The organism is Streptomyces sp. NPDC021212 (assembly GCF_044332925.1).
In the GTDB taxonomy this organism is placed as follows: Bacteria; Actinomycetota; Actinomycetes; order Streptomycetales; family Streptomycetaceae; genus Streptomyces.
Window position 1 is genome coordinate 602,494 of sequence record NZ_JBIRPZ010000004.1, and the last position, 23,739, is coordinate 626,232.

19 protein-coding genes, 3 tRNA genes and 1 pseudogene are annotated in these 23,739 nt (G+C 71.7%); 12 read left to right on the forward strand and 11 right to left on the reverse strand.

Going from position 1 to position 23,739, the window contains the following annotated elements; genetic code table 11:
• Positions 1 to 53: 53 nt before the first annotated feature.
• Both ACH4SI_RS14240 and ACH4SI_RS14245 read right to left on the reverse strand, forming a co-directional pair.
• Positions 54 to 455 (reverse strand): nuclear transport factor 2 family protein, encoded by a 402-nt coding sequence (locus ACH4SI_RS14240; protein ID WP_398295979.1) that lies wholly within the window; start codon positions 453 to 455, stop codon positions 54 to 56.
• Positions 456 to 459: 4 nt separating this feature from the next.
• On the reverse strand, positions 460 to 861 hold the full coding sequence (locus ACH4SI_RS14245; RefSeq protein ID WP_398295981.1) for a nuclear transport factor 2 family protein: 402 nt from the start codon (positions 859 to 861) through the stop codon (positions 460 to 462).
• Positions 862 to 1,096: 235 nt separating this feature from the next.
• Between ACH4SI_RS14245 and ACH4SI_RS14250 the strand changes: the two are divergent.
• The 3 genes and pseudogenes from ACH4SI_RS14250 to purM form a co-directional block, all read left to right on the forward strand.
• Positions 1,097 to 1,498, forward strand: a pseudogene (locus ACH4SI_RS14250) (sterol carrier family protein); the annotation flags it as partial.
• Between the two features lie 164 nt (positions 1,499 to 1,662).
• Complete coding sequence (gene purF, locus ACH4SI_RS14255; RefSeq protein WP_398295982.1) at positions 1,663 to 3,222, forward strand: amidophosphoribosyltransferase; 1,560 nt, start codon at positions 1,663 to 1,665, stop codon at positions 3,220 to 3,222.
• A gap of 72 nt (positions 3,223 to 3,294) precedes the next feature.
• Complete coding sequence (gene purM, locus ACH4SI_RS14260) at positions 3,295 to 4,365, forward strand: phosphoribosylformylglycinamidine cyclo-ligase (RefSeq protein ID WP_398295983.1); 1,071 nt, start codon at positions 3,295 to 3,297, stop codon at positions 4,363 to 4,365.
• 102 nt (positions 4,366 to 4,467) lie between these two features.
• Here purM and ACH4SI_RS14265 read toward each other — a convergent pair whose 3' ends face one another.
• Both ACH4SI_RS14265 and ACH4SI_RS14270 read right to left on the reverse strand, forming a co-directional pair.
• Entirely contained in the window at positions 4,468 to 4,728 is a 261-nt protein-coding gene (locus ACH4SI_RS14265) for a DUF3073 domain-containing protein (protein WP_398295984.1), read from the reverse strand.
• Between the two features lie 335 nt (positions 4,729 to 5,063).
• Positions 5,064 to 6,221, reverse strand: a complete 1,158-nt coding sequence (locus ACH4SI_RS14270; RefSeq protein WP_398295985.1) for a Leu/Phe/Val dehydrogenase — start codon at positions 6,219 to 6,221, stop codon at positions 5,064 to 5,066.
• Positions 6,222 to 6,397: 176 nt separating this feature from the next.
• Here ACH4SI_RS14270 and ACH4SI_RS14275 point away from each other — a divergent pair, with 176 nt between their 5' ends.
• Together ACH4SI_RS14275 and bldC are read left to right on the forward strand one after the other, a co-directional pair.
• Positions 6,398 to 7,234 carry a hypothetical protein gene (locus tag ACH4SI_RS14275; RefSeq protein ID WP_398295986.1) on the forward strand — a complete coding sequence of 279 codons (837 nt, stop codon included), beginning with the start codon at positions 6,398 to 6,400 and terminating at the stop codon, positions 7,232 to 7,234.
• A 533-nt stretch (positions 7,235 to 7,767) separates the two neighbouring features.
• Positions 7,768 to 7,974, forward strand: coding sequence for a developmental transcriptional regulator BldC (bldC, locus tag ACH4SI_RS14280; protein WP_003949541.1), 207 nt, complete (start codon positions 7,768 to 7,770; stop codon positions 7,972 to 7,974).
• A gap of 414 nt (positions 7,975 to 8,388) precedes the next feature.
• On the opposite strand, the gene ACH4SI_RS14285 is transcribed toward bldC, so the two are convergent.
• The 5 genes from ACH4SI_RS14285 to ACH4SI_RS14305 all read right to left on the reverse strand — a co-directional run bounded on the left by ACH4SI_RS14285 (position 8,389) and on the right by ACH4SI_RS14305 (position 13,654).
• The gene (locus ACH4SI_RS14285) at positions 8,389 to 8,571 is read right to left on the reverse strand and encodes a DUF6274 family protein (protein WP_398295987.1); all 183 of its coding nucleotides are present in this window, start codon (positions 8,569 to 8,571) and stop codon (positions 8,389 to 8,391) included.
• A gap of 122 nt (positions 8,572 to 8,693) precedes the next feature.
• Positions 8,694 to 8,768: transfer RNA gene (locus tag ACH4SI_RS14290), tRNA-Asp, on the reverse strand.
• Between the two features lie 134 nt (positions 8,769 to 8,902).
• The gene (hrpA, locus tag ACH4SI_RS14295; protein ID WP_398295988.1) at positions 8,903 to 12,853 is read right to left on the reverse strand and encodes an ATP-dependent RNA helicase HrpA; all 3,951 of its coding nucleotides are present in this window, start codon (positions 12,851 to 12,853) and stop codon (positions 8,903 to 8,905) included.
• Positions 12,854 to 13,164: 311 nt separating this feature from the next.
• Positions 13,165 to 13,236: transfer RNA gene (locus ACH4SI_RS14300), tRNA-OTHER, on the reverse strand.
• A 40-nt stretch (positions 13,237 to 13,276) separates the two neighbouring features.
• Positions 13,277 to 13,654, reverse strand: coding sequence for a MerR family transcriptional regulator (locus ACH4SI_RS14305; RefSeq protein ID WP_398295989.1), 378 nt, complete (start codon positions 13,652 to 13,654; stop codon positions 13,277 to 13,279).
• A gap of 428 nt (positions 13,655 to 14,082) precedes the next feature.
• Between ACH4SI_RS14305 and ACH4SI_RS14310 the strand changes: the two genes are divergently transcribed.
• Complete coding sequence (locus ACH4SI_RS14310; protein WP_398295990.1) at positions 14,083 to 14,490, forward strand: ATP-binding protein; 408 nt, start codon at positions 14,083 to 14,085, stop codon at positions 14,488 to 14,490.
• 49 nt (positions 14,491 to 14,539) lie between these two features.
• Here ACH4SI_RS14310 and ACH4SI_RS14315 read toward each other — a convergent pair.
• Together ACH4SI_RS14315 and ACH4SI_RS14320 are read right to left on the reverse strand one after the other, a co-directional pair.
• Positions 14,540 to 14,611 (reverse strand) — tRNA-OTHER (locus ACH4SI_RS14315).
• Positions 14,597 to 15,589, reverse strand: coding sequence for a LysR family transcriptional regulator (locus ACH4SI_RS14320; RefSeq protein ID WP_398295991.1), 993 nt, complete (start codon positions 15,587 to 15,589; stop codon positions 14,597 to 14,599). Before ACH4SI_RS14320 ends, ACH4SI_RS14315 begins: the two co-directional genes overlap by 15 nt.
• 244 nt (positions 15,590 to 15,833) lie before the next feature.
• Here ACH4SI_RS14320 and ACH4SI_RS14325 point away from each other — a divergent pair, with 244 nt between their 5' ends.
• Genes ACH4SI_RS14325 through ACH4SI_RS14350 form a run of 6 tightly spaced genes read left to right on the forward strand, consistent with a single transcriptional unit; the run spans position 15,834 to position 23,327 of the window.
• Positions 15,834 to 16,925 (forward strand): aminotransferase class I/II-fold pyridoxal phosphate-dependent enzyme, encoded by a 1,092-nt coding sequence (locus ACH4SI_RS14325; protein ID WP_398295992.1) that lies wholly within the window; start codon positions 15,834 to 15,836, stop codon positions 16,923 to 16,925.
• Entirely contained in the window at positions 16,922 to 17,947 is a 1,026-nt protein-coding gene (locus tag ACH4SI_RS14330; protein WP_398295993.1) for a polyprenyl synthetase family protein, read from the forward strand. The genes ACH4SI_RS14325 and ACH4SI_RS14330 overlap by 4 nt, the downstream gene beginning before the upstream one ends.
• The gene (locus ACH4SI_RS14335) at positions 17,944 to 19,461 is read left to right on the forward strand and encodes a UbiA family prenyltransferase (RefSeq protein WP_398295994.1); all 1,518 of its coding nucleotides are present in this window, start codon (positions 17,944 to 17,946) and stop codon (positions 19,459 to 19,461) included. The genes ACH4SI_RS14330 and ACH4SI_RS14335 overlap by 4 nt, the downstream gene beginning before the upstream one ends.
• Entirely contained in the window at positions 19,455 to 21,170 is a 1,716-nt protein-coding gene (locus ACH4SI_RS14340; RefSeq protein WP_398295995.1) for a prenyltransferase/squalene oxidase repeat-containing protein, read from the forward strand. Before ACH4SI_RS14335 ends, ACH4SI_RS14340 begins: the two co-directional genes overlap by 7 nt.
• Complete coding sequence (locus ACH4SI_RS14345) at positions 21,167 to 22,453, forward strand: FAD-dependent oxidoreductase (protein WP_398295996.1); 1,287 nt, start codon at positions 21,167 to 21,169, stop codon at positions 22,451 to 22,453. The genes ACH4SI_RS14340 and ACH4SI_RS14345 overlap by 4 nt, the downstream gene beginning before the upstream one ends.
• 13 nt (positions 22,454 to 22,466) lie before the next feature.
• On the forward strand, positions 22,467 to 23,327 hold the full coding sequence (locus ACH4SI_RS14350; RefSeq protein ID WP_398295997.1) for a TauD/TfdA dioxygenase family protein: 861 nt from the start codon (positions 22,467 to 22,469) through the stop codon (positions 23,325 to 23,327).
• Positions 23,328 to 23,739: the final 412 nt, after the last annotated feature.

Consider the following 23,739-nt stretch of genomic DNA (forward strand, 5'->3'; position numbering starts at 1 on the left):
CCCGACGACGCGTGGCCCCGCCCTTTCGCGGCGGGGCCACGCGCAGGGCTCCGTCATCCCTTCGCCCAGAAGGCGTTGGCGGCGTCGATGTCCTCGACGCAGTAGTCGATGTCGCTGATCTTCCCGCCGACGATGGTGAAGAACAGCCCGGTCTTCATGTCCAGCGTGCGGTTGCCCCGCTCGGCGCGGAGGTGCTGTCCGGAGATCACGTGCCCGCGCCCGTCGGGCATCACCGTCTCCACGTCGACCCGCAGCGTGCCGCCGGTCTCCTCGTACTCGGTGCGGTACAGCCGCAGACACGCGTCCCGGCCCTTGTGGTGCCCGGAGAGCATGTGGTCACCGGGCACGTGCTGGACGACGTCCGCCGTCAGCGTTGTGGCGAGGGTGTCCAGGTCGCCTTGCTGGAACGCGGTGGCGGCGCGGCGCACCACGGCCGCGTCCGGGTGCTCACCCATGACGTCACCTCCAGTAGGCGTCGAAGGCCTCCAGGTCCTCGACGCATTCGTCGATGTCGCTGATCTTGCCGCCGACGAGGGTGAAGATGTTCCCGGCCTTCATGCTGAAGCTGCGGCTGCCGTCCGCGTTCCTCGCGGTGTAGCGGTGGACGGAGACCACACGGCCGCGGCCGTCGGTGATCAGCGTTTCGAGGTCGATGCTCTTCGAGCTGCCGTCGGGCCGGCCCCAGTCGCGGTACAGGCGTACGCACTCGTCCAGGCCCTTGTAGTGCCCGGACCGCTGATTGTCGCCGGGCACGTGGTGGGTGACGTCAGCGGTCATGAGCGCCGACAGGGCGTCGAGGTCACCCGCCGTGAAGAGCTGGTAGGCACGGCGCACGAGCGCGCAATCCGGGTGCTCGTTCATAGTGGTTCACACCTTTCATGGCGATATATGCCGTTCTCTTCCATAGTCGCTCGCTTATAGGCTCGGCTCCATGCCGCCTCGCGCCCGTGCCCGCCGTTACGACCCCGCCAGGACCCGTGCCGCCGTGAGCGCGCAGGCGAGGAACCTGCGGGAGGCGGTGGGCGGGCCGGGGGAGGGGCGGGCGGACGCGTCGGCCCGGGCCCTGATCGAGGCCGCGGGGGACGAGCTGCCGGAGGACGCCCTCGTCGCGCGCTGTGTGGAGCTGGTCCTCCTCACCGACGAGCTGACGACGGCGATGGGCCTGGAGATCCCGTACGACCGCCAGGCGCTGGCCACCGCCACCCGGTGGCTGGCCGACGGCCTCGCGGCGAAGGCGCCCGGCGGGTCGGTCGAGCTGCGCGTCCCGCCGTTCGCCGTCGTGCAGTGCGTGGCGGGGCCCCGGCACACCCGCGGCACGCCGCCGAACGTCGTCGAGACGGACCCGCTGACCTGGGTCCGGCTGGCCACCGGCCGGATCGGCTGGGCCGAGGCGCTGGAGGCCGGAGACGTGACGGCGAGCGGCGAGCGCGCCGACCTCGCCGCACACCTCCCCGTGGCCGCCGGGAGCGGTGGCGACACGGCGCCGCGCCAGGTGTGATCCTCGCCCCGGCCACGGATGTCCTTCACACGCCCGGATGCCGCTGTACGCAGGCCGGATCCGGGCCGGGGGAGGCCGGGAGCGAGCCTTTCGCAGATGTGACATACGCCCCCCATCGGGTCCCTCGTTCGGACGCACAGCGGAACTGGCCTAGACTCGATGCCGTGCCACGTGGTGACGGACGACTCAGCCACGACCTGCTCCCCGGTGAGAAGGGCCCCCAGGACGCTTGCGGCGTCTTCGGAGTCTGGGCGCCGGGTGAAGAGGTCGCCAAACTCACCTATTTCGGGCTGTACGCGCTGCAGCACCGCGGTCAGGAGTCCGCGGGCATCGCAGTGAGCAACGGCTCCCAGATCCTCGTCTTCAAGGACATGGGCCTGGTCTCACAAGTCTTCGACGAGACCTCCCTCGGCTCCCTGCTGGGCCACATCGCGGTCGGTCATGCCCGCTACTCCACCACCGGAGCCTCGGTGTGGGAGAACGCGCAGCCGACGTTCCGGGCGACCGCCCACGGCTCGATCGCGCTGGGCCACAACGGGAACCTGGTCAACACCGCCGAGCTGGCGGAGCTGGTCGAGGCCCTGCCCAGGGACAAGGGCCGCGCCACCCAGGTCGCGGCGACCAACGACACCGATCTGATCACCGCCCTCCTCGCGGGGCAGGTCGACGAGGACGGCAAGGCGCTGACGGTCGAGCAGGCCGCGCCGATCGTGCTGCCGAAGGTCAAGGGCGCTTTCAGCCTCTGCTTCATGGACGAGCACACGCTGTACGCCGCCCGCGACCCCCAGGGCGTCCGCCCGCTGGTGCTCGGCCGCCTGGAGCGCGGCTGGGTGGTGGCGTCGGAGACGGCGGCCCTCGACATCGTGGGCGCGTCCTTCATCCGGGAGATCGAGCCCGGCGAGATGGTCGCGATCGACGAGAACGGCCTGCGCTCGGTGACCTTCGCCCCGGCCCGGCCCAAGGGCTGCGTCTTCGAGTACGTGTACCTGGCGCGCCCCGACACCGACATCGCGGGCCGCAACGTCTACCTCTCCCGCGTCGAGATGGGCCGCCGGCTGGCCAAGGAGTCCCCGGCCGACGCGGACCTCGTCATAGCGACGCCGGAGTCCGGCACCCCGGCCGCCGTCGGGTACGCCGAGGCGAGCGGGATTCCGTACGGCTCCGGGCTGGTCAAGAACAGCTACGTCGGCCGGACCTTCATCCAGCCCTCGCAGACCATCCGGCAGCTCGGCATCCGGCTGAAGCTGAACCCCCTCAAGGAGGTCATCCGGGGCAAGCGGCTGGTGGTCGTGGACGACTCGATCGTCCGCGGCAACACCCAGCGCGCCCTGGTGCGGATGCTCCGCGAGGCCGGTGCGCTGGAAGTGCACATCCGGATCAGCAGCCCGCCCATCAAGTGGCCCTGCTTCTTCGGCATCGACTTCGCGACCCGCGCCGAGCTGATCGCCAACGGTCTGTCGACCGAGGAGATCGGCAAGTCGCTGGGTGCCGACTCCCTCGCGTACATCTCCACCGACGGCATGATCGAGGCGACCACGATCGCCAAGCCGAATCTGTGCCGCGCGTGCTTCGACGGCGAGTACCCGATGGATCTGCCGGACCCGGAGCTGCTGGGCAAGCATCTGCTGGAGTCGGAGACGCACACCTCGAGCAGCGCCGACGCCGACGGCGTGCGGACGCTGACCGCCGGTGTCGGCGGTGCCGACGCGCTCCGCCGCCCGTAGGTCCGTAGCCCTCGGGCACCCGGGCACCCGGCCCTCGTATGTCGCTTTTCCGAAACGAAAGAACTCAAGGTCATGTCTGAGTCCACTGGTGCCAGCTACGCCGCCGCGGGCGTCGACATCGAGGCGGGCGACCGCGCGGTCGAGCTGATGAAGGAGTGGGTCAAGAAGGCGAGCAGGCCGGAGGTCGTGGGCGGCCTCGGCGGCTTCGCGGGCCTCTTCGACGCCTCCGCGCTCGCCCGCTACCGGCGCCCGCTGCTGGCGTCCGCGACCGACGGCGTGGGCACCAAGGTGGACATCGCGCGGCGGATGGGCGTGTACGACACGGTCGGCCACGACCTGGTCGGCATGGTCGTGGACGACCTGGTGGTGTGCGGCGCCGAGCCGTTGTTCATGACCGACTACATCTGCGTCGGCAAGGTCCACCCGGAGCGGGTCGCCGCCCTCGTCAAGGGCATCGCCGAGGGCTGCGCCCTCGCGGGCTGCGCGCTGGTGGGCGGCGAGACCGCCGAGCACCCGGGGCTGCTGGGCGCCGACGACTTCGACGTCGCAGGCGCCGGTACGGGCGTGGTCGAGGCGGACGCGGTGCTGGGCGCGGATCGCATCCGTACGGGGGACGCGGTGATCGCCATGGCCTCGTCCGGACTTCACTCGAACGGGTACTCACTCGTCCGCCATGTGCTCTTCGACCGGGCCGGCTGGGCGCTGGACCGCGAGGTGCCGGAGCTGGGCCGGACGGTGGGGGAGGAGCTGCTGGAGCCGACCCGGATCTACTCGCTGGACTGCCTCGCCCTCACCCGGACGACCGAGGTGCACGCCTTCTCGCACATCACCGGCGGCGGGCTCGCCAACAACCTGGCCCGGGTCGTCCCGGAGGGCCTGCGCGCGGTCGTGGACCGCTCGACCTGGACCCCCGGCGCGATCTTCGACCTGGTGGGGCGGCTCGGCTCGGTCGAGCGGCTGGAGCTGGAGAAGACCCTCAACATGGGCGTCGGCATGATGGCCGTCGTGCCGGGCGCGTCGGTGGACGCCGCGCTCGCGACCCTCGAGGACCGCGGGGTGCACGCCTGGGTGAGTGGTGAGATCACCGACCGGACGGCCGGTGACACGGAAGCGGTGACGCTGACCGGTGACTACGCGAGCTGAGCCGGCCGCGCCCCGGCGCGCGGACAGCACAGAAGCCGGTCCGAGGCGGCTGCCCCGGACCGGCGGAGGTGCGGCAAAAAGCCGAGCGCCTGGACGGGTGGTTCAGGCGCGGCGACGCTGCGCGGACGGATCGGACCGTTCGTCGTCCTCGTCGTCATCGTCGTTGTACAGATCCGCGTACTGTGCGTACGGGTCGTCGTCCAGCTCATCGTCGTCCTCGAACGGCTCGCCATTCGGCGGTTGGTTCGTCGTCGGCGATGCGCCCAGCTCCTCGGCCAGGCGTGAGAGGTCCGTCCCACCGCTGTTGTACTTCAGCTGGCGGGCGACCTTCGTCTGCTTGGCCTTGGCCCGGCCGCGCCCCATGGCTCGACCCCCTCAACGACGGGGCTCGACGGCCCCAGAGTCTTGACACGCGTTCACGTTCATGAATCGGAGCGGACTCCCCAAAGAGAGACCGGTCCGTAGGGCTTCAACGGTACCTGCTTCTGTGGCCATACGGTACGTCGCCCACACGACGTGCCACGGGGCAGAACCCTCGGGGCGCCCTGTCCCCGCTGGTCAGCTGCGATTTTAGCCTGTCTCGGGAGCCGACCCGCCGAGGGGTGGTGAGGGATCTCTCGCCGAGGGGCCTTTCCCGTCACACCCGAGCGACGCCCGGGTGTCCCCCGGGCGTCGCTCAGGCAGTGCTCAGGCGACACTCACGTGGCGCCGTGGCCCTCCGCCATCCGGTGTTCGGCGAGCCGGTCGGCCGCGGCCGCGGGCGGAATGCCGTCGGTCCGGGCCCGATCAAAAATGGCCAAAGTGGTGTCAAAGATCTTTGACGCCTTGGCCTTGGCCCGCTCGAAGTCGAACCCGTGCAGCTCGTCCGCGACCTGGATCACACCGCCCGCGTTCACCACGTAGTCCGGCGCGTAGAGGATCCCGCGGTCGGCGAGGTCCTTCTCGACACCCGGGTGGGCGAGCTGGTTGTTGGCCGCGCCGCACACCACCTTCGCCGTCAGGGCGGGCACCGTGTCGTCGTCCAGCGCGCCGCCGAGCGCGCACGGCGCGTACACGTCCAGGTCGGCGCGGATCAGCGCATCGGTGTCCCGGACCGCCTCGATCCGGGGGTGGCGGGTCAGCACCCGGTCGACCGACTCGGCGCGCACATCGGTGACGACGACCTCGGCGCCGTCCTCCAGCAGGTGCTCCACCAGGTGGTGGCCGACCTTGCCGACGCCCGCGATGCCCACCCTGCGGCCGCGCAGCGTGGGCGCGCCCCAGGAGGCCCGGGCGCTGGCCCGCATGCCCTGGAAGACGCCGTAGGCGGTCAGCACCGAGGAGTCGCCGGCGCCGCCGTTCTCGGGGGAGCGCCCGGTGGTCCAGGGGCACTCGCGGGCGATGACGTCCATGTCGGCGACGTAGGTGCCCACATCGCAGGCGGTGACGTAGCGGCCGCCCAGGGAGGCCACGAAACGGCCGTAGGCGAGCAGCAGCGCTTCGGTCTTGATCTCTTCGGGATCGCCGAGGATCACGGCCTTGCCGCCGCCGTGGTCGAGCCCCGCCAGCGCGTTCTTGTAGGACATGCCGCGGGCGAGGTTGAGCGCGTCGAGGACCGCCGCCTCCTCGGGGTGCTCCTCGGCGCTGTAGGCGTGGAAACGGGTGCCGCCGAGCGCGGGGCCCAGGGCGGTCGAGTGGATCGCGACGACGGCCTTCAGACCGCTCTCCCGGTCCTGGCACAGCAGGACCTGCTCATGGCCGCCCAGATCGGTGCGGAACAGTATTGAGAGAGGTGAGAGAGGGTTCGGCACGCGACTCTCCGTCGGACCGTCGACGCTGACGGTGTGACGTACGTCGGTCACGGTGGTGACTCCCATAGGTCGGGTGAGGTGCCCTCCGTGCTGGTGGGGAGGGCCGGTGGGCACGAGCGTAAGCCCTGGAAGGGCGCGGGAGCGGCCATGTCCCCGCCGAGTCCGCATGATGGTCATGGGACGATGCGGTGAGCAGGGGGGTAGGCAACTCCTGGCGGTGGTATCGGCCTTGAGGGAGCGGTGTGACCTTGGCGTCTTCGGTGATTGTCCCGTATGCGGCGTATCTCCGTGTCTATGAGCCATTGGCCGCTTTTCCCGAGCCGGAGCGCGCGCACTGGGCGACCTATGCCAAGCGCGACGACCTCCCGGGCGCGCAGGACGAGCTGCGGCGCTCGCTGGCCGACCTGCTGCCGGTGCCGCCGGTGCCGGTTCCGGTGCACGAGAGCGCGGACGCCTTTGTGGCGGTCGTGGACGGCGTCACGTGCGTCTGTCCGTGGCGGACACGGCTGCGCGGCTGGTTGGCCCTGGAAGAGCTGCCCGAGCGCCTTCCCGGCCCCCTCCTGGACGCCGCACTGCCCCCCGTGGTGCGCCGGCAGGCCGCCTCGGACTACGAGCAGTGGCTGGAGCGCAACCCGGACGCCCGTCCGTGGATCCGCTCGGCGACCTGGCATGTCCCGGTCCGCTGGTTCGTGCTCTTCGCGGACGAGGAGCGTGAGTACACCAAGGGTGACGAGGGTCCCATCCTGCGTTACCGCACTCCGATGGTCCAGGCCAGGCGGCGGGTCGCGCGCGGGCTTAAGGTGCTCAAGGAAGCTCTCGGCGAGGGGCCGCTGATCGACGGCCTGGTCGACGTGGGCCGCTGGCTGGAGGAATTCCACCCGCGGTCGCTGGTCGAACTGGACTACGGCGGTCTGGTGCACGTGGTGCCGGCCGGGCAGCTGGAGGACGACCGCTCGGCGGCGGATGTGGCGGAAGGGCTTGCGGCACTGAAGGACGGGGACGGGGAACGTGCGGGTAGTGCGTACGAGCGGCTGACCGACCGGTGGACCGAGGTCCGGGGCCGGCAGAACGCCAGCTGAGACGGATCGGGGCGCATCGGATCCGGAGGAAAGGATCATGGGAAAACGGATCCATCGGGCGGCCGGGTACGTCAGAGCCGTCAGTGGTGGGGACGTAGGTCCCGATCCGGGCCAATACGTCAATCGTGATCTAAAGCACTGACTGCGGGCCTTGCGGCAATCCCCCATCCTCGTGTCAAAATAGGACAAGGAGTCCGGGAAGTTCTCCTTCCGCCCAACTATGGGCGGATTAATCGGTATTGCACTCCTTGGCGGATCTGATACCCCTGATCCTGTTGTGACTGATCGTCACAGTCGCGTGACTGTCCGTTATGGCATGGTCCATCGGCTTCCGTCGAGGTTGGGCACCTGAGAGGGCAATTCCATCGGTTTGGCCGACGGGGCTGGACAGATGGTGTAGTTGTAGTGCCGAGGACAAGCCGTTCGTCCTATAACCGACTCGGCCCGCGTCCGCCATTTCGGGCAACGTGGGTCAAGGTGCAGAATTTAGAGGAAAGAACCGTGATGGTTCGGTTCTCCCGAGGAGGCCGCTCATGACCGCTCGCACCCCTGATGCCGAGCCGCTGCTGACCCCGGCTGAGGTTGCCACCATGTTCCGTGTGGACCCGAAGACGGTCACACGCTGGGCCAAGGCAGGCAAGCTCACGTCCATCCGCACGCTCGGAGGGCACCGGCGCTACCGCGAAGCGGAGGTCCGTGCACTTCTCGCGGGCATCCCGCAGCAGCGCAGCGAGGCCTGAACAACCGCATAACCGGGCATATCCGGGCCCCCCAGCCCGGCTTTCGCCTGTATCGCTCCACTACGACGGGTGCCTGCCCCAACAGGCCATCACCGCTCGACATGGGTGCGTCGTCGATCGCGCTGGACTCCGCCGGGTCCAGCGCGATCTTTTTTATGCCCGCCTGGCGGGTGATCCGCCGAGGATTCCGGGTACTTCGGGACGGGGCCGAGGAGCGTCTTGACGGCCCGCGGGGGGTTTGGGGTAGGCGGTGGCGAGGGGGGACGTGAAGCGCCCCGGACAGAGGGTGCAATTGCACATATTAAATTGACCCGTTGTGGGACGGGTGTAAGGTCCCCCGCTCTCGGATCGTGGCTGGTGACTCCCGTCACACAGTTCAACACTTGTCGATTTCCGCGGAACTGCGGTAAGGGCTTACTGAGTTGATGGCCCGTCGGACGGAGCCGGCGCGGTCTCCGCGGACGGCGCGGGCTCCATGGCCAGCCGCAGCAGCCGATGGCAGACCGCGCAGTGCCGGGTGAAGTGGCGGTAGCCCGAGGCGGCCGCCAGATGGGCCCGCAGAAGCGCCCTGGTCTCATGTTTCGCGGTCGTCGTCATGTGCCGCACCTCCCGGCCACCCCCACGTCACCTACTCGTCTGGGTACCGCCGGGCGCGGGCCGCCGTCAAGACGACCGAAGGCCCGGATCCTTGTACGGATCCGGGCCTTCGGTGTGCTGTGCGGTCCTGACGGGATTTGAACCCGCGGCCTCCACCTTGACAGGGTGGCGAGCACTCCAAACTGCTCCACAGGACCATCAGTGACGCCCCACAGCCTGTGCGCTGTGTGCCTCGCTGGTGTGCGTCACAGACTCTACAGCAGGTCAGGGGGTGCGGTCGAACTCGCGCCCGCCCGGCCCGTCCGGCGGTGTCGCGGGCCGCGGACACCCCCTACGGCGCCACCGCGTCGATGGCCTTCACGATGCGCTTGTCGGAGACCGGATAGGCCGTGCCCAGGGCATGCGCGAAGTAGCTGACCCGCAGCTCCTCGATCATCCAGCGGATCTCCAGCGCCTCCGCGGGCACCGGGCGGCCCGCCGGGAACTGCTCCAGCAGCCAGGCGTACTCGTCCCGCATCTCCTTGACCTTCGCCATCCGGGTGCGGTCCCGCTCGGCGTTGGTGGGGAGCTGCTGGAGCCGTCGGTCCACGGCCACCAGATAGCGCATGAGGTCCGGGAGGCGGCGTACCCCGTGCGCGGTCACGAAGCCCGGCTTCATCAGCTCCGAGAGCTGTTCCCTGACGTCCGCGAGGGACGGCAGCAGCACCGGGCTCTTGATGCCCTTCAGCCGGCGCTCACACGACTGCCAGGCCGCCAGCACCTCCTGGACCTTCCGGACGGTGTCCAGCGTGGCGTCCGCGATGTCGGCCCGGACCGCGTCGAAGAGCTTGCGGAACGATTCCTCGTCCCACGCCGGGCCGCCACGGGCCGCGATGAGCCGGTCGGCGGCGGCGGACACACAGTCCTCGAAGAGGGCCGCGATGCTGCCGTGCGGGCTGCTGGAGAGCGCCAGCTTGGCCTGGTTGGTCAGCTTCCCCTGCGCGAACTTCGCCGGGTTGGACGGCAGCTGGAGCAGGATCAGCCGGCGGGTGCCCCGCCACATCGCCTGCCGCTGCTCCGGCTCGGTGTCGAAGAGCCGCAGTGCCACCGACGCGCCCTCGTCCACCAGCGCCGGATACGCCTTGACCGGCTGGCCGCCGCGGCGGGTCTCGAAGGTGCGCGGCAGCGTGCCGACCGTCCACGAGGTCAGCCCGCCGCGCTGCTCGATGCCGGCGGACTCCTTCGAGGACTCGAACGCCTTGGAGATCGCGGCCCGGGTCTTCGGCCGCAGCCGCTGCTTCAGCGCCTCCAGGTCCTTGTCCTCGGCGAGCTTGCGGCGCCGCTCGTCGACCACCCGGAAGGTGATCTTCAGATGGTCGGGGACCTTGTCCGGGTCCCAGTCCTCCGGCTCGATCCGCACCCCCACCATCCGGTGCAGTTCCCGGCCCAGCGCGGCCGTCAGCGGCTCCTGGAGCGGCACGGCGCCGTCCAGGAAGCGCCTGGCGTAGTTGGGCGCCGGGACGTAGTGGCGGCGCACCGGTTTGGGCAGCGACCGGATCAGCTCGGTGACCAGGTCCTCGCGCAGCCCCGGGATCTGCCAGTCGAAGCCGTCCGGGGTGACCTGGTTGAGCACCTGGAGCGGGATGTGGACGGTCACGCCGTCCGCGTCCGCCCCCGGCTCGAACTGGTACGTCACCCTGAACTTGAGCTTCCCCTGACGCCAGGAGTCCGGATACGCGTCCTTGGAGATGCCCTGCGCCCGCTCGTTGATGAGCATCGACTTCTCGAAGTTGAGAAGCTCGGGCTCGTCGCGGCGCTTGTGCTTCCACCACGAGTCGAAGTGCGCCCCGGACACCACGTGCTCCGGGATCCGCTGGTCGTAGAAGTCGAACAGCGTCTCGTCGTCGACGAGGATGTCGCGGCGCCGGGCGCGGTGCTCCAGCTCCTCCACCTCGCCCAGCAGCTTCCGGTTGTCGTGGAAGAACTGGTGGTGGGTGCGCCAGTCGCCCTCGACCAGCGCGTTGCGGATGAACAGGTCCCGGCTGGTCTCCGGGTCGAACCGGCCGTAGTTGACCTTCCGCTGGGCGACGATCGGGACGCCGTACAGCGTGACCCGCTCGTACGCCATCACCGCCGCCTGCTTCTGCTCCCAGTGCGGCTCGCTGTAGGTGCGCTTGACCAGGTGCTGGGCCAGCGGCTCGATCCACTCCGGCTCGATCTTCGCGTTGACCCGCGCCCACAGCCGGGACGTCTCGACCAGCTCCGCCGACATCACCCAGCGCGGCGGCTTCTTGAACAGCGCCGAACCGGGGAAGACCGCGAACTTGGCGCTGCGCGCGCCCACGTACTCGTTCTTCGCGCTGTCCTTCCCGCCCTCCCCCCCGGCGTTTTTCAAGCCGACGTGCGACAGCAGCCCCGACAGCAGCGACTGATGGATGTGGTCCGGCGCCGCGTCCTGCTCGGACAGCTGGATGTCCATGGTCTTGGCGACCGTGCGCAGCTGGCTGTAGATGTCCTGCCACTCGCGTATCCGCAGGTAGTTGAGGTACTCATTGCGGCACATGCGGCGGAACGCGGACGAGGACAGCTCTTTCTGCCGCTCCCGGATGTACTTCCACAGGTTGAGGAAGGCCAGGAAGTCGCTCGACTCGTCCTTGAACCGGGCGTGCTGCTGATCCGCCTGCTGCTGCTTGTCGGAGGGGCGCTCGCGCGGGTCCTGGATGGACAGCGCCGCCGCGATCACCATGACCTCGCGGACGCAGCCGTTGCGGTCCGCCTCCAGCACCATGCGGGCCAGCCTCGGGTCCACCGGCAGCTGGGCCAGCTTCCGGCCGGTCTGGGTGAGCCGCTTGCGCGGGTCCTTCTGCTTGCCGTCCAGCGCGTGCAGCTCCTCCAGGAGCTGGACGCCGTCCTTGACGTTGCGCCGGTCCGGCGGGTCGATGAACGGGAACTTCTCAATGTCGCCGAGCCCCGCCGCGGTCATCTGGAGGATGACGGAGGCCAGGTTGGTACGGAGGATCTCGGCGTCCGTGAACTCCGGGCGGGTGAGGAAGTCGTCCTCGGAGTACAGCCGGACGCAGATGCCGTCGCTGGTCCGGCCGCAGCGGCCCTTGCGCTGGTTGGCGCTGGCCTGCGAGACCGGCTCGATGGGCAGCCGCTGGACCTTGGTGCGATGGCTGTAGCGGGAGATCCTGGCCGTGCCCGGGTCGATCACGTACCGGATGCCGGGGACGGTCAGCGAGGTCTCCGCGACGTTCGTCGCGAGCACGATCCGGCGGCCGGTGTGTCTCTGGAAGACCCGGTGCTGCTCGGCGTGCGAGAGCCGGGCGTACAGCGGCAGCACCTCGGTGGACTTGAGCTGCTTCTTGTTCAGCGCGTCGGCCGTGTCCCGGATCTCCCGCTCGCCGGAGAGGAAGACCAGGACGTCGCCAGGGCCCTCGGCCTGCAGCTCGTCCACGGCGTCGCAGATCGCGGTGATCTGGTCGCGGTCGCTGTCCTCGCCGCCCTCCTCCAGCAGCGGCCGGTAGCGCACCTCGACCGGGTACGTACGCCCGCTGACCTCGACGATCGGCGCGTCGCCGAAGTGGCGGGAGAAGCGCTCCGGGTCGATGGTCGCGGAGGTGATCACGACCTTGAGGTCGGGGCGGCGGGGGAGGAGCTGGGCCAGATAGCCGAGCAGGAAGTCGATGTTGAGGCTGCGCTCATGGGCCTCGTCGATGATGATCGTGTCGTACTGGCGCAGCTCGCGGTCGGTCTGGATCTCGGCGAGCAGGATGCCGTCCGTCATCAGCTTGATGTGGGTGTCCGGGCTCACCTGATCGGTGAAGCGGACCTTCCAGCCGACCGACTCGCCGAGCGGCGTCCCGATCTCGTCCGCGATGCGCTCGGCCACGGTGCGGGCCGCGATCCGGCGGGGCTGCGTATGACCGATCAGCCCCTTGACGCCACGGCCCAGCTCCAGGCAGATCTTGGGGATCTGCGTCGTCTTCCCGGAGCCGGTCTCGCCCGCGACGATCACCACCTGGTGGTCGCGGACGGCCGCGAGGATGTCGTCCTTCTTCTGGCTGACCGGCAGCTCTTCCGGATAGGTGACGTCCGGTACGGCGGCGCGGCGGTTCGCGACCCGCGCTTCCGCCCGCTCGACGTCCTCGGCGATCTCGCCGAGCACGGCCGCGCGGGCCTCGGGCTTGCGGATCCGGCGGGCGCCGTCGAGCCGGCGCCCCAGCCGCTGCTGGTCGCGCAGCATCAGCTCGGGGAGCCGCTCCAGGAGGGCGGACAGGGCGGGGGCAGGAGTCGTGGACATACGGATCCCAGGATCTCACCTCGGCAAAACGACTGGCGAACCATTTCCGCCGGGTGTTGTCCGGGCCACGTCGAACCCCACCCCGCGCCGGATCCCCCTCGCCGTCGTGACCAACCACCGGGGCGCGGCCCCGCCGCCGCGCCGGCCGTCGAGGAGCAGCAGGTCTTCGGGATCCTGCGGATGCGCGGCCGCGGCGTCGAGCTGGACCTGTCCTCCGCCGCGGGCGCCGGCGTCGGCACCCGGGCGACGCCGGTGCGGTGAGTGCGCAGACGAAGAGATCCCCCTCCTGGAACCAGAAGGGGGATCTCTTATGGAGCGCCGAGCAGGCCTTGCACCTACATCCCTCGTTTGGAGACGAGTATCTTGCCTTAGACGACCGACGCATCAACTTCCGCCCCTCGGGGCGGCGTTGCAAGATCTACGTTACCCCATCCGGGGGCCCGCCGCGCAATCGCCGTCGCGCCGGGGCGCCGGGATGTCGTGCCGCAGTTCGTCGTTCGTGCGCCGGGCCTCTTCGAGCTGGTCCTCCAGGGCGACGATGCGGCACGCGGCCTCGATCGGGGTGCCCTGATCGACGAGCTCACGGGCGCGGGCGGCGATGCGCAGCTGGTGGCGCGAGTAGCGGCGGTGGCCGCCCTCCGAGCGCGGCGGCGCGATGAGACCGGCTTCGCCGATGGCCCGCAGGAAGGCCGCTGTGGTGCCGAGCAGATCGGCGGCACGGCCCATGGTGTACGCGGGGTAGTCGTCATCGTCCAGCCGGCTGTGCTGCCTGTCTTCGGCCAATGGACACCTCGTCTTCATGTCGTCGGTCGCGCGTCGAGGGGCCCTGGCGCCGAATCGGCTCCAGGGCCCCGAGGGGTTCAACACCATTGTCCGCGAACCTGTCTGAGGCGACAGGTATGCGGGGATCGCGGATATCTGACCGGGGACCACCTTCCCTTCCGGGGCGTGCGGTACCCGAGCGGACTCAACTCCTCGCCCGGGCGATCCTGATGATGTCGGCCTCCTTAGTCGTCGTCCGTCTGCCGCGCCCTCATCGGGGCGCCGTGACTACGACAGGAAATCTAACTCTCGCGATCCGCTGATGTCTACAGTCACCACGACAGATTTTCATCGACGGAGAAGATCGAAGAGCTGGAGTGCCGGAGCCAGTCAAGCGTGCGGAGCGGAACAGCGGGCACACGAGCCTCTGCAAGCGGCATATCCGATCCGACGTGGGGTGTACGTGTATGAACGGCACGAAGATCGCCAACGCTCGGCCCACGGCCTCGACCGTGGTGCGGGGTGACAGTCCTGGCGGTATTCAGCGCACCCGTGCCGTCACCAGGGCATTCACCAGGGGGCTCAACCCGCCCCCGCACCCGGACGTGGCCGACGCCATCCTCCTGGTGGTGTCCGAACTCGCCACCAACGCGCTGCGCCACGGGGGCGGGCGGTACACCCTCGAACTCTCCGCCGGCCCCGACACGGTGACCGTCGCCGTCAGCGACCCGAACCCGGCGGTTCCCCGGGCCCGCCCGCCCGACCTGAGCACCGGCACCGGCGGCTTCGGCTGGCACATGGTCCGCCGTCTGTCCCGGGAAGTGACCATCACCCGCGGCCGGGGCAAGACGATCTACGCAAGCCTTCTCCGTTGACCGCCCGCACGAAAGATCCCCCTCCTGGAACCAGAAGGGGGATCTCTTATGGAGCGCCGAGCAGGCCTTGCACCTACATCCCTCGTTTGGAGACGAGTATCTTGCCTTAGACGACCGACGCATCAACTTCCGCCCCTCGGGGCGGTGTTGCAAGATCTACTCTACCCCATCCCGTCACCCTGCCGGCACCCGTCTCCTCCACCACCTCCCGCAGGGCCGTGAGCAGCGCCTCCACCGCGGGGGCCCGCGTCGACTCCGCCCGCAGCAGGGCGTGTACCCGGCGCGGCGGCCAGTCGCGGAGGGGGCGGGCCACCACCCGCGGGTCGGGGTGCGGCGGCAGCGCCAGGCCCTCCGCGACGGCCGCGCCCACGCCGTGGGCGACCAGGTCGTGGGCGGTGGAGGGGTCGTTGGTGAGGGCGACGGTGCGTGGCTCGAAGCCCGCCCGGGCGCAGGCGGCGGTGAACTCGTCGCGGTCCTCGTCCAGCACCCAGGACTCGTCGGCGAGCGCGCTGAGGGGGATCGTCCGCAGGCCGGCCAGCGGGTGGTCGACCGGGAGCAGCACACACCGCGGATCGCTGATCAGCGGGAGGTCCACCACATCGGCCTCGGGGGCGGTGCCGCCGTCCGGTTCGTCCGGGCGGGCGCCGTCGCGGACGCTCACCAGGGCCACGTCGGTCGTCCCGTCCTGGAGCGAGCGGTACGCGTCCGGGGAGGTGGCCCGCTCCAGGACGATCTGCACATCGGGCCGGGCCGACCGCATCCGGGCCACCGCGCCGGGCAGCAGTGAGGCGCAGGCGCTGTGGATCGCGGACACCCGCACCATGCCGCGCGCGTGGGCGGCGTACGTACGGAACTCGTCCTCGACGGCCCCCAGCGCGGACAGCACCGACTCGGCGTGCTGGGCCAGCCGGTGGCCCGCCGGGGTGAGCCGCACCCCGCGCCCGGACCGGACCGCGAGCTGGACGCCGATGGTGCGTTCCAGCGCGCGCATGCGGTAACTGACGGCGGGCTGGGTGTAACCCAGTAATTCGGCGGCGGCGGTGTAGGAACCCGCGCGCGCCACGCCTGCTATGACCGCCAACTGATGGATGTCGAGCACATGAACACTGTAAAAGGTGTTTATGGATGCCGGGAAGATCCTTATTGGACGTATGGTCCCGGCGCCCCCACACTCGTGGAAGCGACGCCGTGGCGGCCGCTGGTCACCTGGTTCGCCGGGTCTGCCGGGCTGATTTTCGTATTCGCCGCCGCCGCCTCCACCACCGACCACCCCCATCATTCGGTGCGCTGCCGATCCAAACCTTGCGGGATTTCCCTAGAATTTCCGCGGATTGGAATGGAACATGTCTGACAAAGACGGCTGGAACAGAATGCAACCGGTGCTCGCGCAGGGCGCCGTACAGCATCAGATGTCGCTGAACGAGACCTCCCACCCACCCCTTCCAGCCGTCTTGCGGGCCGTATCCGAAACCGCCGCCGAGGCGCATCGCACCCTGGACGCACTGGGATTCGGCCTGTCCCGGACCATCGCCGAGCACCTGGGGGTGCCGGTCGGGGACGTCGCCGTGGGCCCCGGCTCCGGCGCGCTGCTCCAGCTGCTGTTCTCCGGCCACACCGGACCGGACACCCACACCGTGCACGCCTGGCCGTCCTGGGAGGCGTACCCGATGATGGCGGCCAACGCCGCCTCCGGCACCGTTCGGGTGCCGCTGCGGGACGAGACCCACGACCTGGAGGCGATGGCGGCCGCCGTCACCGACCAGACGCGCCTGGTCATCGTCTGCAACCCCAACAACCCCACCGGCACCGCCGTCGGCGAGGCGGCGCTGCGGCGCTTCCTCGGCCTGCTGCCCTCCCACGTCACCGTGCTGATCGACGAGGCGTACATCGACTTCGCCGACACGGACGCCGCCGCCGTCGCCCACGGCATCGAGCTGTACCGGGAGGACGAGCGGGTGTGCGTGGTGCGCACCTTCTCCAAGTCGTACGGCCTGCTCAGCCTGCGCGTCGGCTACCTCGTGGGGCACGAGCGCGCCCTCGCCCCGCTGCGCGGCGCCCTGATGTTCCACCGGGTCGGCGCTGCCGCCCAGGCCGCGGCGGTCGCGGCGCTCGCCGAGTCCGCCGCGATCCGCCGCCAGTGCGAGGACACCGCCCGCGAGCGGGAGCGGCTGTACGGCGTCCTGACCGAACAGGGCTGGCACGTGACGCCCAGCCAGGCCAACTTCCTGTGGCTGCCGATGGAGTCCGGCGTCGAGCGGTTCACCCAGTTCTGCGCGGACCACGGCGTGCTGGTGTGCGGAAAGCCGGGCGAGGGCGTACGGGTGACCATCGCCGAGCCCGCGGCGAACGACGCGTTCGCGCTGCTGGCCGCCAAGTTGCGCGACACGGAGGGGCACACCGGAGGGGCGGCCCGCGCCGGCGAGGAGGCGCCGTGACCGGCGCCCCGCACACCACGGTGACCGCCCCCGCGGATCCGCTCTCCGCCGCCCACCCGACCCTCGCCCGCCTGCTGCGCGACCTCGAATCCCGCTGGCCGTCCGGCGGCGAGCGCGTCCACCGGATATCCCGCTACGCCCTGCTGCCCGCGGGCAAACTGCTGCGCCCGCTGCTGGTCGTGGAGTCGGCCGGGGCCGTGGGCGGGAGCTACGAGGAGAGCCTGCCCGCCGCGCTCGGCGTCGAGTACCTGCACGCCGGGTCGCTCGTCCACGACGACGTCATCGACGGCGACGCGCTGCGCCGCGGCCGTCCCACGGTCGTGGCGCGGTACGGGGTCGCCGACGCCGTCGTCACCGGCGACGCCCTGATCATGGGCATGTTCGCCGCAGTCACCGAGTGCGCCGACCAGGGCCTGCCCGCCGAGCGGCTGCTGGAGGCCGTACGGGTCCTGGCCCGCGCGGGGGTCGACCTGTGCCGCGGCCAGGCGATGGAGGCCGAACTGTGCGGGGACGTGCGGTGCGGGCTCGACCCCTATCTCATGATGATCTCGCTCAAGACCGGTGCGCTCTTCCGTGGCGCCTGCCACGCCGGGGCCCTCCTCGGCGGCGGCGACGCCACCGCGCAGCGGGCCCTCACCGGTTACGCCGAACACCTCGGGCTCGCCTTCCAGATGCACGACGACCTGCTGCCGTACACCAGCGAAACGGCCGCCACCGGCAAGTCCGGCTTGAGCGACACCGCCAACGGACGCCCCACCTTCCCGGTCCTCCTGGCGTACGAGCGCGCCGACGCCGCCGACCGCGAAGCCCTGCGGACCGCGCTGCGGGGCACGCTCCCCGCGCCGGACGCCCACGACGCCGTACGCCGCGTCCTGGACTCCACCGGCGCGCTGGCGGCCGCCCGCGAGCGCACCCGCGCGGAGGTCGCCCACGCCAAGAACCGCCTCGCCGAACTCCCGCCGACCGAGGGCTCCGCCGCGCTCGCCGCCATCGCGGACTTCTCCGCCGACCGGGAGCGATGACCGTGTCCGGGGCGCTCGCCACCGCGCTCGTCACCGGCTGCGGGGCGCATCTGCAGACCTGGAGGCCGTACACCCTCTCCTACCCCGGCCTGGTCGGCCTGGCCGGTGCCGCCCTGGCCGACGGCTCACCCTCGTCGGCGCACCTGTGGGCCGCCTGGGCCGTGCCCACCCTGAGCTGGATCGCCGGGCACTACCTCGGCGACTACTTCGACCGCGACCTGGACGCCATCGGCAAACCTCAGCGCCCGATCCCCTCGGGGCGGCTGAGCCCCCGCACGGCCGTGGCCTCCGGTGTCCTGTGCGCCGTCGCGGCCGCCGTCGTCACCGCCCTGGCCGCCTGGCCCGCGCTGCTGCTGGTCGCGGGCGGCATGGCGGGCATCGTCGCGTACAGCAAGGTGTTCAAGGGCCGCGGGCTGTCCGGCAACGCGGTGCGGGGCGCGCTGACGGCCCTCACGGTCGTCTTCGGGGCGATGACGGCCGGAACGGAGCCGCGGTGGCCCGCGGTGCTGCTCTCCGCCGTCGCCTTCTGGGCCCACGACACGGCGTCCAACCTGGTCGGCACCCTCCGCGACGTCGACGGCGACCGCAGCGGCGGCTACCGCACGCTCCCCGTCCTCCGCGGCGTCCGCTACGCGGCGCGCACCGCCGCCCTGCTGTACGCGGCCGCGCTCGTCATCGCCGCGTCCTGCGTACCGCTCACCGCCCCCGGCGGCCGGGCCGCCTTCGGCACCCTCCTGGCCGTCGCGGCGGCCTGCGGCATCAGCGCCTTCACCCCGCTCCTGCGCGGCGCGGCCCCGCTGACCCCCGGGCGGGCGCTACGGGCCCACGAGGTCCTGGTCGCCGAACGCCTGATCCTGGCGGCCGCGGTGCTGTCCGGCGGCTGGGGCCTGCCCCCGGCCCTGGCGCTGCTGATCCCACTCCTCGCCCTCAGCCTCCTGACCCAGGCCCGCCTGCGGGCCCGCCACGAATTCCCCCCGGACACCCCCCGGCCCGAGGAGCCCCGCATCCGCTCCGACGCGCGCCCGGACGCGACTCCGGGACGTCTGAGTGCCCTCCCGGACCCGGAACTCCCGGCCCGGGGCGCGGAACGGCACCTGAGCCGGGGCGCGGAACGGCACCTGACCCCGATCCCGGACTGGTCTCCGGACCCGCTGCCGGACTCGCGCTCGGAACGGTCTCCCGGCTCGCTGCCGGACTCGCACCTGGCCCAAAAACCGCACCCGGCCCCGGATCGGCACTCGGACCGGCGTCTGGATCCGGCCCCGGACCCGCACCGGGACAGGGGCCCGGACCCGCACTCGGACCGGCCTGCGGACCCGCATCCACGCCCGGACCGGCGCACGCACCCGCACCCGCACCCCGCCCCGCTGCCGCACCCGCACACCGACCCGGCGCCGGATACGGCCGGGCCCGACCCCGAACGTGGCGCACCGCGCGACCGCTCCTCCGGTGCCGACGATCCGCAGCAGCCCCTCCGCGCCGCACTACGGAAGGACCGTCCGAGCCCATGGTGACCCCCCTGTCGACCGACCGGATCGACGCCGCCGTCGCGGCCGGGGCCGAGGCGCTCTTCGCCCGGCGGCGGCCGGACGGGGTGTTCTCCCCCGACGCGACGGAAGACCGGTTCTCCCCGGCGAACACCGCCCTCGCCCTCATCGCCCTCCACCTCGCCCAGGCCACAGGCCCCGAGACCGCCCGCGGCGTCGACCGGCTCGTCAAGGCGCAGCGCGACAGCGGCGGATGGGCCATGCGCGGCGTGCCCGACGAGGTGCTGACCACCGCCGTCGTCACCGACGCGCTCGACCTGGTCGCCCCCGGCCGCGCGGACCCCGCCGTACGCGCCGGGCGGCAGCGGCTGACCCAGCTGGGCGGCCCCGAGGCGCTGCCGGAGCCGGTGATGGCGGGGCTGATCCGGCAGTTCGGCGCCCTCGCGGGCCGGCTGGACGAGGCGGCGCTGCCGCGCCTCCCGCTGGAGTTGCTGCTGCTGCCCGGGCCCGCGCGGCGGCTGCTCAGCCTGCGGCTGCCGATCCTCGCGAGCATGGCGCTCGGCCAGGCCACGGTGCGCCGCCGCACCCAGGGGCTGGTGCGGCGGCGGTTCAACGCCCTGGCCCGGCCCGCCGCGCTGGCCATAGTCCGCGAGGCGTACGAACGGGAGGGCGGGAGCGGGGCGTTCAGCACCGACCCCTGGCTGACCGGCCTCATCTGCGTCGGCACCGCCCGCTCCGGTCTCGCCCCGGACATCGTGCGGGCCGCCGCCGGGTGGCTGCGGTCGGCGGCCGACGCGGACGGCGGGTGGGAGCTGATGCCGCTGGACGTCACCTGGTCGAGCTTCGCCGCCTCCGCCCTCCTGGAGGCGGGGTACGCACAGGACCCCCGGCTGACGCCGACCCGCGCGATGTTCCACGGGCGCCAGCAGAACACCCCATTCGCCGCCCTCGGCTGCCCGCCCGGCTACTGGGGCTTCTCCAGCGCGCACAGCTGGCCCATGGCGCTGGAGACCGCGGAGATCAGCTCGGTGCTGCTCCGCCTCCCCGGCGGCGATGACGACCCGCACGTACGGCGCGGCATCGACTGGCTGACCCGTACGCAGGACTCCGCGGGCTCCTGGAGCCTGGCCGTACGGAACAGCAAGCCGGGCGGCTTCGGCCCCTGCCCGCAGATGACGGCCAAGGCGGTCCGCGCGCTGCTGGACCACGGCGCGGGCGCCGGTGACCGGCGCGTGGCGAAGGCCGTGCGCTGGCTCATCGCCCAGCAGCGGGCGGACGGTTCGTACGAGGCCCTGTGGTACCGGGGCCGTACGGCGGGCACGTCGGTGGTGCTGGAAACCCTGTGCCGCACGGTCGGTGCCGCGCACCCGGCGGCCGCCAGGGCGAGCGCGTGGCTGCTGCGCGCCCAGCACGACGACGGCTCCTGGGGCGGCGCCTCCGCGGGCGAGGACGGCGCGGCGCCGGGCACGGTGGAGGACACGGCCTGGGCGCTGTACGCCCTGCTCGCCGCGGGCCACGACCCCGGCTCGCGGCCCGTGACGGCCGCCGCGCACCATCTGACGGATGCCCAGCGGCCGGACGGCGGCTGGGCCGGATCGCCGGTGAACGAGTACATCCGCTTCTGCTACCGCTACGCGGACGACCTGATCGCCTCCGGGCTCGCGCTCCGCGCCCTGGCCGGGCTGCGCACCGCGTCCCTGCGACCGGTGGATCGACCGGCGGAGGGCTCCGCATGAGCGGGACGAGTACGCGGTACGACGCCGTCGTGTGCGGCGCGGGCGCCGGCGGACTCGCCTCCGCGCATGCCCTGGGCGCACTGGGGCTGCGCGTCCTCCTCGTCGACAAGCAGCCCCGGCTGCGCCCGGTCGCCAAGGGCGAGGTGCTCCAGCCGGGCGCGCTGCGCGTCCTGCGCCGCTGGGGGACCGAGCGGCTGCTGGAGCAACGGGCGGGGGTGCGGCTGGGCCACCTGGTGGTCCGGGACCCGGCCGGAACGCCGCTGATGGCGCTGGACTACGGCCAACTTCCCGAGGGCGACCGGTGGCTGCTCTCCCACGACCACCTCACCATCCTGGACGCGCTCGCCGAGGGCCTCGGCCCGACCGTGGAGGTGCGCCGGGGCGCCCTGGTCGAGGAGGCCCTGCGCGATGGCCCGGGCGGCCGCGTCAGCGGCGTGGCCGTCACCGAGGGCGGACGGCGGTACGAGGTCCGCGCGCCGCTGACGGTCGCCGCGGACGGCATCTCGTCCCGGCTGCGCCGCGCGGCGGGCATCGGCGCCCGGCGCGTGGACTACCCGCACCGCCTGGTGTCGTTCGACCTCGCGGGCGCGCCCCGCCCGGACGACTTCTCGGCGTACCTGAGCCCGCGCGGGCTGAGGCTGGTGTACGCGCTGCCCGGCGACCGGGTGCGGCTGTACGTACAGACCGCGCCCGACGAACTGCGCGGCGCCCGCGACCGCGCGGCCCTGGCCGCCTGGGCCGAGGGCGTGGTGGCGGAGGTGCCCGCGCTGGAGCCGCTGGCCGGGCCGCTGCTGGCCGGTCTGGACAGCAGGCAGATGCTGCCGGTGTCCCGCTTCCTCTCACCCCGGCTGGCCGTCCCCGGGATGGCCTTCGTCGGCGAGGCCGCGTACGCCGTGCACCCGATGGCCGCCCAGGGCATGAACACCGCGATCACCTGCGCGGCATCCCTGGCCGACCAACTCGCCGACCACCTCGACGGACTCCCTCCGTCCCCCACCACCGTGGACGCGGCCCTTCGCGCCTACCAGGCCGAGCGGCGGCCGATCCTCGCCCAGGCCGCCACCACCAGCGACAACGCGGCCCGCATGGTCACCGACCTGACCTGGCGCGGCCGGGTCGTGGGGCGCCGGGCGGTCCGCTTCACGGGCCGCAATCCCCGGCTGCTGCACACCGTCACGTACAACATGTCCGGCCTGGGCCCCCGGCCGATGACGTTTCTGGACCGCCTCCACCAGCTCGGCGTCCTGCCCGACCCCCGCGCCCACCGCGTCCCCCAGACCTGAAAGGACCGTGTTCATGCGGAAACAGGAAGCAGTCGTACGCCCGGTGTCCGGCGCCCTCGGCGCGGAGATCTTCGGGATGGATCTGACGGACATCGGCGACGCCGACTTCGAGCGGATCCGCGAACTGCTGCTGCGCTACCTGGTGATCTTCTTCCCGGACCAGTCCCACCTCACCCCGGAGGCCCACATCGCCCTCGGCAAGCGCTTCGGCGAGGTGGAGGTGCATCCGTTCCTGCCGAAGGTCGAGGGCCATCCGGAGCTGGCCCTGATCGAGTCCGACAAGGGCGGCAAGGCCGACGAATGGCACATCGACGTCACCTTCAGCCCCAACCCGCCGGTCGCCTCGATCCTCCACCTGGTCACCTGCCCGGAGTCCGGCGGCGACACGATGTGGAGCAACCAGTACCTGGCGTACGAGACGCTGTCCGAGCCGTACCGCGAGATGCTCGACGGGCTGACCGCCGTCCACGTCCTCAAGGCGCCCGAAGTCGGCGAGATGAAGGCCGAGCACCCGGTGGTGCGGGTCCACCCGGAGACCGGGCGCCGCTCGCTGTACGTCACCCGCATGTGGTCGTCCCACATTCCGCAGCTCAGCAGGCACGAGAGCGACACGGTGCTCCAGTTCCTCTTCGAGCACTCCGAGCAGCCCATCTTCAACTGCCGCTACCGCTGGCAGCCCGGCGCGGTGGCCATGTGGGACAACAGGGCGACCCAGCACCTGGCCATCAACGACTACTCCGCCTACCGCAAGGGCCAGCGCGTCACCATCCTCGGCGACCACCCGACAGGCGACGCCCCCCGTTGGAAGAACTACGAGCGCCGCGGCGACGAGCGCTACTATCCGCGCCGCGTCAACGCCAAGGCGGGCTACTGACGGCGCGTCCGGCGAAGGTCCGCTGCCCACCCCGCCCCTTCCCGAATCCGGCGCTCCGCCCCGGGCCCCGCTCCTCAATCGCCGGAGGGGCTGGATCCCCGGGCACGCCCCGGGCCCCGAGGGCCGTACGGGCCGGGGCCCCCGAGGACGGACCGCGGCCCCGGCCCGGGACGGGCACCGGCCGTGCGCCGGGCACTGGCCGTGTGCCGGGCGTCGGCCGTGCGTCGGGCACCGCCCTGTGCTGGCCACCGGCCGTGCGCCGGGAACTGGGCCTGTGCCGGGCACTGGCCGTGCGCCGGGCACCGGCCCTGCGCCGGGCACCGGCTTCGTGCCGGGCACCGGCTTCGTGCCGGGCACTGGCCGTGCACCGGCCCTGCGCCAGGCACTGACCGTGCGTCGGGCACTGGCTTCG